General features: G+C 37.3%; 12 protein-coding genes. 3 read left to right on the forward strand and 9 right to left on the reverse strand.

Going from position 1 to position 12,378, the window contains the following annotated elements:
- On the reverse strand, positions 1-2,129 hold a 2,129-nt coding region (locus ABN763_RS12595; RefSeq protein WP_410485834.1), incomplete at its 3' end, for a leucine-rich repeat domain-containing protein.
- Positions 2,130-2,304: 175 nt separating this feature from the next.
- Here ABN763_RS12595 and ABN763_RS12600 point away from each other — a divergent pair.
- Entirely contained in the window at positions 2,305-3,483 is a 1,179-nt protein-coding gene (locus ABN763_RS12600) for an acyl-CoA dehydrogenase family protein (RefSeq protein ID WP_410485835.1), read from the forward strand.
- Positions 3,484-3,903: 420 nt separating this feature from the next.
- Here the strand turns inward: ABN763_RS12600 and ABN763_RS12605 are convergent, their stop codons facing one another.
- Positions 3,904-5,829, reverse strand: a complete 1,926-nt coding sequence (locus ABN763_RS12605) for an OmpA family protein (RefSeq protein ID WP_410485836.1) — start codon at positions 5,827-5,829, stop codon at positions 3,904-3,906.
- A 50-nt stretch (positions 5,830-5,879) separates the two neighbouring features.
- Positions 5,880-6,815: a type IX secretion system membrane protein PorP/SprF gene (locus ABN763_RS12610; RefSeq protein ID WP_410485837.1), complete on the reverse strand. Its 936-nt coding sequence runs from the start codon at positions 6,813-6,815 to the stop codon at positions 5,880-5,882.
- Between the two features lie 203 nt (positions 6,816-7,018).
- On the opposite strand from ABN763_RS12610, the gene ABN763_RS12615 reads away from it, so the two are divergent.
- On the forward strand, positions 7,019-7,489 hold the full coding sequence (locus ABN763_RS12615) for a hypothetical protein (protein ID WP_410485838.1): 471 nt from the start codon (positions 7,019-7,021) through the stop codon (positions 7,487-7,489).
- Here ABN763_RS12615 and ABN763_RS12620 read toward each other — a convergent pair.
- The 6 genes from ABN763_RS12620 to hemW are packed head-to-tail and all read right to left on the reverse strand — an operon-like array spanning position 7,486 to position 11,738.
- Entirely contained in the window at positions 7,486-7,833 is a 348-nt protein-coding gene (locus tag ABN763_RS12620; protein WP_410485839.1) for an MmcQ/YjbR family DNA-binding protein, read from the reverse strand. The genes ABN763_RS12615 and ABN763_RS12620 overlap by 4 nt on opposite strands.
- A 4-nt stretch (positions 7,834-7,837) precedes the next feature.
- The gene (locus ABN763_RS12625) at positions 7,838-8,863 is read right to left on the reverse strand and encodes a sugar-transfer associated ATP-grasp domain-containing protein (RefSeq protein ID WP_410485840.1); all 1,026 of its coding nucleotides are present in this window, start codon (positions 8,861-8,863) and stop codon (positions 7,838-7,840) included.
- 25 nt (positions 8,864-8,888) lie between these two features.
- The gene (locus ABN763_RS12630) at positions 8,889-9,503 is read right to left on the reverse strand and encodes a DUF4230 domain-containing protein (RefSeq protein WP_410485841.1); all 615 of its coding nucleotides are present in this window, start codon (positions 9,501-9,503) and stop codon (positions 8,889-8,891) included.
- 1 nt (position 9,504) lies between these two features.
- Positions 9,505-9,864, reverse strand: a complete 360-nt coding sequence (locus tag ABN763_RS12635) for a DUF4260 domain-containing protein (protein ID WP_410485842.1) — start codon at positions 9,862-9,864, stop codon at positions 9,505-9,507.
- A 2-nt stretch (positions 9,865-9,866) separates the two neighbouring features.
- Complete coding sequence (locus ABN763_RS12640; RefSeq protein ID WP_410485843.1) at positions 9,867-10,595, reverse strand: cyclase family protein; 729 nt, start codon at positions 10,593-10,595, stop codon at positions 9,867-9,869.
- A gap of 9 nt (positions 10,596-10,604) precedes the next feature.
- Positions 10,605-11,738: a radical SAM family heme chaperone HemW gene (hemW, locus tag ABN763_RS12645; RefSeq protein WP_410485844.1), complete on the reverse strand. Its 1,134-nt coding sequence runs from the start codon at positions 11,736-11,738 to the stop codon at positions 10,605-10,607.
- A gap of 108 nt (positions 11,739-11,846) precedes the next feature.
- Here hemW and ABN763_RS12650 point away from each other — a divergent pair, with 108 nt between their 5' ends.
- Complete coding sequence (locus tag ABN763_RS12650) at positions 11,847-12,377, forward strand: RNA methyltransferase (RefSeq protein ID WP_410485845.1); 531 nt, start codon at positions 11,847-11,849, stop codon at positions 12,375-12,377.
- The last annotated feature ends 1 nt before the right edge of the window (position 12,378 follow it).

Genomic DNA, 12,378 nt, shown 5'->3' on the forward strand with positions numbered 1-12,378 from the left:
AATGTTCTTGTTGCAATCCCACAATTATCAGCACTACCATTATCGATGTCATTGGGTGTAATGCTAGCCTGACCATTACTATCTAGCTGTACTGTAATGACTTGGGGGATTACACTTGGAGCTACATTGTCTTTTATAGTTACTATCGCTGTTGCGGTCTCGGTATCGATACCATCTGTTACAGTCAGCTCTACAGTATTTGGTCCCAAATTGCTACAATCAAAAGCCGTTTGATCTAGGCTTAGAGTTACATTTCTACAACCAGCACTAGACCCGTTATCAATATCTTCAGGGGTTATGGTCACTTGACCATTGGTGTCCAACTGCACGGTAATGTCCTGCGTTTCCACTTTCACAGACCCCACAGTTTCGTCCTCAATATTCAAATCTAAAGATTGTGATGTTGAATTACCACTGGGATCGGTCATGGTCACCGTTATGGTATTCAATCCTATATCGGAGCAAGTGAAAAGAGTTTGAGACAATGTAAAGGTATTTCCACCACTACCACAATTATCATTGGACGTTCCTATTATGTCGCCAGGATCCACTTCGACTTCAAGATTTCCACTCTCTCTTAGCGTAAAAGTGGGTGTTCCGCCTATCAAACTAAAGGTTGGTGGAATATTATCCACTACAGTTACGGTAACATCTTGACTGGCTCGGTTACCTGCTAAATCGATAGCTTCGACCGTTATCGTATTCTGTCCTAAATCAGTGCAATCAAAATTCAACTGGCTAAAACTCCAGGTATCAATACCGCAATTGTCAGTAGAACCATTATCTACATCGATGGAAGCTATTGTAACTTGACCGCTGACGTTCAGTTGCAACGTAGTATCTTGAAGAACCAAGACTGGGTCGGTAGTGTCCACCACGTTAAATGTTTCTTGCGCTGAAGTATTCCCCTGGCCAGAATTTGAACCTATAACACTGCCTTGAGCAATGAAAACATCAACGTCATTACAGTTGATGGAGTTAAGTTCGATGGTGAACGTTCTCGGGCCAACTTTGACCGCATTAGATCCAGCAGGTTTAGTTGCGTTATTGACAGTCACATCTTGAAGTGCCAATTGACCTGATATATCTTCGGAAAATTCAATGGTGATTGTAAATTCCTCTCCGGCAGAGGGGTTTACCGGCATTGAGGTAATAGTTGTTGAAGGTGCACACATGCTACTATAAAAGGCAGCAGCATCCTTTTGCCAACTACTAGGAATACTACCAGGATCATCAACTTCAATACAGGACAGATTTGGATTATTGATAGCCCGCATTATTGTCATGTTGGCGTTGTTACCATTTTTAATATTCAAGGATGTTAGCAACGAATTGTTTTCAACAAAGAGCGCTCTTAAATTATTCAAATTGCTTAGATCTAAAGAGGCGAACTGGTTAGAGCCCATGGTGAGAATTTCAATTGCCGTATTCCGAGAAATGTCGACGGTCGCAAATTGATTCTCGGAGAGTCCTAGTGAGATCAATAAAGTATTCTGCGAAACATCCAAGCTGGAAAAATTGTTATCGTCTAGTGTTAAGAATTCAAGACCAGTTAAAGAACTTACATCTAGTGTAGATAAGTTGTTGTCATTTAATTGCAAACTAGTAAGATTGGTGTTTTGGCTTATATCAATTGATGTAAAGGAGTGGTTGCGTAATTGAAGTACCTCTAAAGCGGGAAGGTTAGAGACATCTACACTACTCAAACTAGAATTGGTTTGACCATTGGTAGACCCAACAATTCTCAAACTTGTTAAATTTGGTAGTGATCCTAATACCAACGTTTGTATATCATCTAATTGAAAACCTTCAACCGTGATTAAGTTTTGATTAAAACTTAGGTTGAGATCCACAATATCATTGTCGGTGACAATTAGATTTTCCAAAGCAGAAAAATCTTCCAATCCAAGAAGACCAACAATGCCTTGTCCAGAAATATCTAAGGAAGTAACACCTGATATGTCTGCAGTTAACACTTGTCCCTCTAAGGTTCCTTCAGAATCAATTCCTAAATTAATGAGCGCCTGTTCGAAATTAGCGTCTGGTATTTGAGTGTATTGGGCTAACGTAGTGCCAGTCATTAAAAAAACAAGACCGAAGCACCAAAGTAGGTTATGTTTCGTTTTCATAAAAATTGAGTTTTCTATTCAGGTTCAAAAGTCAATTATTTACAAAGTGACTGTACTACCCAAAATGGGTGGGAGACGAAATACCAAACAATTCCAATTTGTTTTATTTATAACAATTCATTGAATGTTTGTTGTATTTCTTTAAGTATCTTTGTCGAAAATTGACAAACACGCTATGAAACCAGACCTTTTTGAAGCACCCGATTACTATAACCTAGATGACCTTTTAAACGACGAACATAAACTTGTTAGAGATGCCGCACGGCAGTGGGTAAAGCGTGATGTGTCACCCATCATCGAGGAGTATGCACAAAAAGCGGAGTTCCCAAAACAAATTATTGGAGGACTTGCAGAAATTGGTGCTTTTGGACCATATATTCCTGAGGAATATGGCGGGGCAGGCCTAGATCAGATTTCGTATGGTTTGATCATGCAAGAGATTGAACGGGGAGATAGTGGAGTGCGTTCTACAGCATCAGTGCAATCTTCTTTAGTGATGTATCCTATTTACACCTATGGAACGGAGGAGCAACGTAAGAAATACTTGCCAAAATTAGCCAGTGGCGAATGGATGGGCTGTTTTGGATTGACAGAACCGAATCATGGTTCTAATCCTGGAGGAATGGAAACCAAATATGAAGATAAAGGGGATCACTTTTTACTAAACGGAGCCAAATTATGGATCTCAAACTCACCATTTGCTGATGTTGCCGTGGTATGGGCAAAAAATGAAGAAGGCCGTATTCATGGCCTTATTGTTGAGCGCGGGATGGAAGGTTTTAGCACACCGGAAACGCATAATAAATGGTCATTGCGTGCGTCGGCTACGGGAGAGTTGGTTTTTAATGATGTGAAGGTGCCTAAAGAAAATTTATTACCAGGAAAAAGCGGACTCGGTGCACCACTCGGGTGTTTAGATTCTGCTCGATATGGAATTTCATGGGGAGCTATTGGTGCAGCGATGGATTGTTATGATACGGCATTAAGATATGCTAAAGAACGTATTCAATTTGGAAAGCCTATTGCAGCCACTCAACTTCAACAGAAAAAACTGGCCGAGATGATCACCGAGATTACCAAAGCACAGTTATTGGCTTTCCGATTAGGTCAACTTAAAAATGAAGGAAGAGCGACCACCGCTCAAATATCCATGGCCAAACGTAATAATGTGGAGATGGCCATCAACATCGCAAGAGAAGCGAGACAAGTTTTAGGAGGAATGGGTATTACTGGGGAATACAGTATTATGCGCCATATGATGAACCTTGAATCAGTGATTACTTATGAAGGCACTCATGATATTCATTTACTGATCACAGGAATGGATATTACCGGACACGCAGCATTTAAATAATGAACTACCCATATTAACTGAAAAAGCCGCTTAATAAAAAAGCGGCTTTTCCAGTTAATTTTTAGAAGACATCCATTTTGCCATTACATAACGGTGGAAACCAATGCCAATGCTACAGCAATTAAAAAGAAGCCAACGCTTCTTAAAACGGATGAACTTATATTTTTCCGGGGGATTCTAAGCTTCATAATACGAATTTATACTTATTAACATGTTGAAAATGGCATGTGCTATATTTTCAATAAAAATAAATAGCTATACACTACAAATATAGGTTAAAATAATCAAAAAAACCGATGTAATGCCAATTAAGGTAATTATTTGTTAGAAGACAATGTCAGTTCGAGTACTCCACTATCAGTAAATATGTACCGAGAACAATAATTTTCTTATGAAAATCGAATTCAAGTTGTATGTTAGTTATTGGCTTACAATTACAAATTCCGATCGTCGGTTCAGCTCATGATCTGCTTTAGAACATGGGACTCCATTTGCACACTGATTGATTAATTGTGATTCTCCATATCCTTTTCCACTAAGTCGGCTGGCATCGACACCTTTGCTAACCAAATATTTCACAGTAGATTCAGCACGTCTATTAGATAATGCCATATTATAGGAGTCATCCGCCCTACTATCGGTATGTGATCGCACCTCAATTGTAATTTGAGGATATAAATTCATTACTTCAACTACCTTATCTAGTTGCGCCTTGGAACTACCTTCTTGAATTTTTGCTGAATCGAATTCAAAATATATAACCTGAAGTTGTAAAATCTTACTTAAATCGTCATTGACATCGGTAATTGCTTTGTCAGCATCTAACAACATATCTACGGTGGTTGAAGCTGCCTTATTGGTTTTATTCACCAAAACTTCATTCATTAAATAGTCAGCAGCTGTAGCGCGTATACGATGATTTTTAGTAGCATCAACAGTGAAGGAATATGTTCCATCATCCGTAGTTATCTCTTCAATCAAAGTTCCGGCCTCATCCAATAGTTGAATAGTAGCAACCTTAATGGTGTCGTCTGATTCTTTAGCTTTTACTTGACCGGATACGATGAGATCAATTTTTTCGATCAAAGGCTTTGTCTCCGTAAAACTATAAATATCATCGCCGCCTTTACCTCCTTCACGATTTGAAGAATAATACCCTTTTTTAGTTTCATCATTAATAGTAAAACTAAAGTCATCGTTTGGTGAATTCACAGGTCTACCTACATTCACCACATTGGTGATAGGGTTACTGTCTGCATCAAGCTGAACGGTAAACACATCTAAACCTCCAAGGCCTAAATGGCCATCAGAAGCGAAATATAATTTATTATCCATTGAGATATAAGGGAAGGTTTCACGTCCTTCCGTATTGATCATATCACCAAGGTTTTTAGGTTTACTAAAAGTGCCATCTTCATATACATCTACCACAAAAATATCTCCATATCCTTTTGTCCCCTTCATGTCCGATGCGAAATATAGCTTTGTACCATCTTTACTTAGTGATGGATGTGCATAGGTATAGTTATCATCAGTAAAAGGCAGCGCTTCTACATCTACCCAACGCCCTTTCTTTTTAATTGCTTTGTAAAGTTTTAGTCGGTTAAGCGTACCGGCTTGTTCTTTTCTCTTACTGTTTCTTGTAAAATAAACAGTATTCCCGTCAGCAGTAAATGTGGTAGACGATTCATGAAAACTGGTGTTTATCCGACCTTTAAGCTTTTTAGGAGTATTCTCTTCTTCGGTATTACCGTTTATTGACACCTCATACAAATCTATAAATGGCTTCTCATCCCATTCATGTATAAATTTGGTGAAAAGGCTTTTATTCAATGAAGATGAAAACACCAGCTTGTCACCAACAACTGTGGGAGAAAAATCGGCATTTGGTGTATTAAACGCTACGGGGGTTACTTCATATCTCCCCGATTGAAGTTCAATATCATTTAAGTAATCCGGATTTTCATTAAAAAGGATGGCCCGTTTGTCGTTCGCATTTAACAAGGTGAACTTTTCCATATAGGCATTTGCCTTGTCATATTTTTTAATGGACTTTAGCGTTTGAGCATATCGATATAAGTATTCAGGTTCCACCTCCGAACCCAGATTAATTAACTGCTCATACCATTTATTCGCTTCCGCAAGTTTAGCATTAAAATAATAACTATCTCCTAACCGCTTGAAAATCTTAGCAGACTTCTCTCCGTTTTCTACTTCGCGCTCGTAAGCATTAATTGCTTTTTTATAGTTATAGTTGTCAAAAGCTTTATCGCCTTCGGTTTGTTTCTGCTGAGAAAAAAGCGGGAAGCTGAATATTAAAAATAGAAAAGGGGCAACAAGTTTCATATGTTGAGTGTTTGTGCAGCAAATATGATGTTTTGCTCGCCTTAAAATTATTAAAAAAATCGCGGAGATAAACTATTTCCGGTGCTTCTAAATAACTCAAATCGAATAAAAAACTCGTGTGAACCGGAATTTGAACCTCCTAATGTGGAGAGTTCAGCATCATAAGCGTATCCTATTAACAACGAATCGTTTAGCTGAAAACCTACTAAACCACTTAAAGCATTACCCCATCGATATGCCAAGCCAGCCCTAAATTTTTCAGAAAACAATACATTTACAGACAGATCAACCTGTAAAGGGGCTCCTTGAACTGTCTTCACTAATATGGTTGGTTTAACTTTAGTGAAGTAGTTAACATCAAAAACATAACCTCCTATCAAATAAAGATTAGCACGCTCCTCAGCAAGTAGGGATACAGCCTCTCCTTCTACAAAAATACCTTCATCAAAATGTTTGGTCTCTAGTAAATTTGGAACGGATAATCCGACATATGCCTTATCGCTATGTACATAAAACCCAACGCCAATATTAGGAGAAAACCTATTATCTATATTATTTTGAAATTTTGGATCGACATCTACGCCTTCAAGCCTTGAAAAGTCAACATCTAATAAACTACCTCCCGCCTTTAAACCTAAATTTAGCTGAAAGTCCTGGTTTAATCTTAGACTATATGCAAAATCAGCGAAAAGATACGTCTCATTCGATGGGCCAATTTTATCATTAACTATTGAAACACCAAGGCCAACATTTTTAGCAACCGGAGTATTCATAGTAAGAGTTTGTGTTTCAGGTGCACCATCAAAACCAGCCCATTGTGACCTATATAATCCGGTAAGACTAAAATAGCCTCTAGAACCAGCGTATGCCGGGTTAACACTTACCGTATTGTACATATATTGTGTATACTGAGCATCTTGTTGCCCCAACAGGGAGTGCGCCGAAAGTAGCACCAACACAATACTATAACCTATTCTTACATTCATTAGCAACACAAAGTAAGCCTTTTCCTATTGATTTAAACGTATGTTTTCACTTTTTGTACAACGAAAAATAATCAACTATCGCATTTAGTTGTCTCATGATTCAACTAAAAATATCAACTTTCGACAAAAAACACATTATTATCTTTTAATTAAACATTCGTATACCTTTAACTACGTTTATTTTAATTAGTAAGTTTGTTCAAATGAAACGATTCACATTTTTATTCGTATTTGGGCTATATTTTGGGGGTACTTTTGTGGTTTTAGGTCAAAAGAAAGATCCGGTAATAGAAACCATTAAAAAACGTCCTATTAAAACAGTTGCATTTGAACTTGTACATAATGCACCTCAGCACCCGGAATGTGATGATACTTCTTATGATCCGCAAGGACGAAGATGCCTTACTCAAACTCTTGTAAAAAAAATAAGCTCAGAATTTAATACCCGTCTGCTGAGCGAAACAGAAAATGGACAGCGGCGTATTATTATCACTATGCTCATTGACGAAAACGGAAAAATTCTCTTTACTAATACAAACTCAAAAGATTCGATTTTTAATAAAGAGATTAAAAGAATTATAGCAACACTTCCTAAACTAAAAGCAGCTACCCACATGAGAGGGCCAGCCAAAGTTAGATTACGGCTACCGATGACCTTTGTTGTTAGTGATTAAAATGTATCGCGAATTTTTTTAGGCAAGCTTTTTACAATTAGATCGTATGAATGATCGATAAGATCGATTACCAAATCAGGTGGAAGTTGTTCGGGAAAAATGGTATTCCAGTGTTTTTTGTTCATATGGTATCCCGGAATAATCAAACCATCATAGGTTTCCCTCAATTCAATGGCTCTTTCAGGATCACACTTTAGATTAATTTGAAAAGGAACACGTTCCAATCCACAAATGGTGAAGATTTTTCCTGCAACCTTAAAAACCAAGGTCACCTCATCAAAAGGAAAATGCTCAGTTACCTGTGACTTTGACAAACAATATTCCCGATAGTGTTCTACATTCATACCTCTAAGGTAGTCTTTTCAATATTTCTTGGTACTTAGGATGTTTAAGAAGTCCGCCATAAGATACGTCAGACATCAGAATACCAGGCTGAGTATTCCCTTCAATAATAACAGGACCAGTGGATGCAATTGCAATATCCCAACCCACAAATCCGTCCGGCAATAATTTCATTAATCTATGCACTAGATCAGTTGCTTCCTTAAAAAACGGTATTTTGAATCCTTCAAATGCCACTCCTGTATCAGGATGAGTATCATAGCTTCTAGCTCCATAACTGAATAGCTGCTGACCCTCTTTCTTTAATGTTCCAGACTCCATATCTATGCCCACGTAAAAACCTCCTGAACTTGCGTTATCGACAACCGAATCGCCTACACCAAAACGCATGAGTGCTGTAAGAATATGGCCTTGCTGTTGCTGATCTACATATGTGTCAAATCGAATTGAGTTTACACATCTGGGACTAATTGTATTAATATCATCATGCTGTTGAATGCATTCTTGAATAAAAAAATTACCATTGAGCATTTGATTAAGACCCTCTTGCCTTAAAGAGCGATCATTATTTTCAACCTTATAACATCCTGCCCCACCATAATTATCAACTTCTTTTATAAAAAGTGAACTTAAGTGTTGTTTGGCCATTAGCCATTTTAGATAGTCCATCAATTTTTCGTTACTATCAATACATACTTCGCCTTCAAAATTATTAAACCGTGTTTTGTAATTAACTGCTAAAATTTTGGGGTAGGGAAGTCCATTTTTCTCACAAAACATTCCTAAAACAGGTTTGTTTTCAAAAAAAGGCAGCATCGCCGGCTCATTGAAAAATCTGGAAAAAGATATCTTTTTAACCTGTGCAGTAGTTAGATAATCGTTAATGTTAGCTCTATCTTTTCTGTACAAATACTTGGCAAAGTAATGGGTAGGAAGCGTTCTCTTTTTTAAGAAAAGATACAGCAATTCCCATATAATCTTAGGATAGCTTTTTTTAGCGGTATCGTTTAAAAAGTAGGTAAGTTTTCGCATTAGCTTAAAATCAGGAGCATTCAATCTATTTTAATCGTTTGGTATCTTCCATTTTTAGAGCAGTATAATCCAGTTTCCAACCGATTGTTTCAACAATTTGTTCCATTAATAAAATAGTATCTAAAGCTTCTTTTTCAGCAGATGTATACAATCCGCTTTCTGGAACTTTTGCCTTAATATGGGCCTTTGCTTCATTACTTAATTCAGTAAGGTCTTCTGCTTCAAACTTATTAAAAAAACCGTCCTTCTTATCATAATACTGTACGTTAGTATCAATACTTAGCACCTCAGGTCTAGGAAAGGCTTTTAAAACAATAGTGCGATTATCATCATGTGCCTGCATTTTCAATTTCGTAAGATCGAATCCCACATAGGCTTTCGCATTAATAATAACCAGCGCCTTTTTTTTGCTAGATATAAGTTTTAGCAATTTTTCCTTCGTATTTTCATAATGGTATATCTCGGCAAAATCACCCTCAACAGTAATCAATTTACAAACCCGCTTTATTTTTTCAAGTAGCATTACCGACTGCTGATTGGTAACAGAATCTTTTCGTTTCTTTTCTATGTATTTAGAAATAGCATACACCAAAACACCTCCCAGAATGAGACTTAATATTGATATTAAAATTGACTCCATATTACCTTGATGACTTCCCGATTTTACCCAAGTGCGTATTATTAAAACTGTCACTGTACTTTAGCCCATAACCCAATATTCTATCGAAACAAGAATGGGAAAATAAAATAATTCCCGCAAACAGTATCCATTGGTTAGATGAATAAGCTCCAATAAAATAAATAACAAGTGCTATACCTTTATGATGAAAAATATTGTAACACAACGCCCCAAACTTGGGGTTAACTGCGTATCCAAGCATACCTATATCCGGAAGTAAAAAGAACACCACAAAATGCCACCAAGCAAAATCAAGTTGATTAAACATGAAAACTCCCAGCAAGAACATGGCTAGCTCTTCTATTTTAACAATCGATTTCATAACTACATTATTTCGTACAAAATGGGCCTACTTGGTGCCGCGTTATTTACAAAAGGTGCTATTTGTAAGTTCAAAAAATAAGGCCCATCAACAATGGAATTTGGCACATAAATAAATTCGGTTATAGTAGCAATAACACGCGGGTTATTAGGCAAATCCCAGAATGCTTTATGTGCTGAAAGAGCACCTTCGTCTTTTTCTTTATCGATACTTGGTAGATCGATCAATACATGCTCAATACCTTGTTTGCAAATAAACGCAGCCGCTTCTTCAAGTAAATATGGTGGATTTTCTCCTGAATAGGTTTTCGTTAACTTATCTTTCAGGTTAGGCATCGTACGTATGACCAAGGCCGCTGGTTTTTTATTCTTTAAATGATATTGTAATTGTTTCTTAGAAATCACAAAGTCTTCTCCTTGCTTTTCCGGCGCAACCGTAATCAATTCCGTTTTAAAGAAATGAGATTTTAGTACTTGGTGCATACCAATAAATGTAGGATCAACGTGACTCAAACTTTCGGTATGTGTACCATGCGCGTGCGGCACAATTGTTAGCTCATTAAAATTAACAGGGTCACCACGTTCAATTGACAATAGTTTTTTTAGATGGGGGTAATCCGTACCCCAAGCTTTTACGCTTTCCTCATCAAATTGAAGTGGAATTGAAATATCGATAGGCTGTAACAAGTCGATTTTATATTTTCTGGATCTTAGGGTAATTTCTGCGATCATACAATCGTGCTATTTATTTAGGTCAACCAAAAAAAGATCGGCTGCTATACCGTCACTCAGAAAACGCCCTTTTTTAGACGTTATTAGTTTGTCATTATCAATATACAACAAATGTTCATCAACGTATCGTTTGCTTTGTTGTAAAAGGTATTCCTTAAATCGTTCGCCATATTCCTCTTGCACTTTGCTTAGCGACACTCCCCAAATGGTTCTAAGTCCGGTCATCACATATTCGTTATACCGATCTACCGTACTAAGCCGCTCGCGTTCTATTGGTAATTTATTAGCGGTAAGCGCTTTTATGTACTTAGGATTGTTATTAATGTTCCAACTACGTTGTTCACCATCAAAAGAATGCGCTGAAGGTCCAATACCCAAATACGGTTTGTGCTGCCAGTATGCTGAATTATTCTTTGAAAAAAATCCTGGCAGTGCAAAATTGGAAGTCTCATAATGTTGGTAGCCTTTTTGCTCTGTAGTATCAATGAGTATATTGAAATGACGTTGGGCTGCTTCATCATCTACCGGATCGACAATCCCTTTTTCAATAAAAGAGTATAAGGCCGTTTTAGGTTCAACTGTTAAGGCATAGCTTGATAGATGCGGCACGTTAAATTGAATTGCCGTATTCAAATTCTCTCGCCAGTTTGCATCAGTCATTCCAGGGATCCCGTAAATAAGATCAATTGAAATATTTTTAAAATACGCCAATGCATCTTCTAAACACTGCCTAGCCTCGATGGCGTTATGGGCTCGATTCATCAACTTTAAATCAGCTTCAAAAAACGACTGAATACCAATGCTTAATCGATTAATTGGAGATTGCGCTAAGGCCTCTATGGTTTCCTGATCAAGATCATCCGGATTCGCCTCTAGTGTAATTTCGGGATCCGCTATTATCTCATATTCTTTATAAATAGTATCAATTATTGATCTGATCTCGTTTTCTTCTAAAATAGAAGGAGTTCCACCGCCAAAATAGATCGTTTCGACCACGGATGACAACTCATTTTTACGAAGTTCTAGTTCTTTTTTTATTGCAAATACCATTTCATTTTTCTTCGACAGTGAAGTTGAAAAATGAAAATCGCAATAATAACAGGCTTGCTTACAGAACGGTATGTGAATATAAATGCCGGACACCTTGGGTTACGGTTATTGGTTAAAATTAGAAAAACGAAATACTAAAAATGAGTATAGGCCTAATTATTTTTTACAGTGAAATTGTTAAGGCATCCTTATTTTTGCTATATGAGTCGAAAATTAAAGAATAGCGAGTTAGACAGACTTACCAATGATGCTTATAAGAATGCAAAGAAAACTCCTCTTGTTATTATACTTGACAATATTAGAAGTCTGAATAATATTGGGTCGGTATTTCGTACCTCGGATGCTTTTTTGGTCGAAAAAATATATTTATGTGGTATCACTGCCACACCACCTCATAAAGACATTCATAAAACAGCGCTTGGGGCGACCGATTCTGTTGATTGGGAATATCAAAAAGATACCTTAACGCTGGTAGAAGAATTGAAGAGAAAAGGGGTCGAAATTGTGTCTATAGAGCAAGCTGAAAATGCAACCATGCTTGATGAGTTTGTGCCCAGAACAAACACCAAATATGCGCTAGTGTTTGGAAATGAGGTAAAAGGTGTTGATCAGGCGGTAGTTTCTGCTAGTAACCACATCATAGAAATTCCGCAATTTGGAACCAAACACTCTCTAAATATTTCCGTTAGCACCGGTATTGTGGTTTGGGATCTTTTTAGTAAGATGAAATAGC

Source organism: Spongiivirga sp. MCCC 1A20706 (assembly GCF_046524175.1).
Lineage (GTDB): Bacteria > Bacteroidota > Bacteroidia > Flavobacteriales > Flavobacteriaceae > Spongiivirga.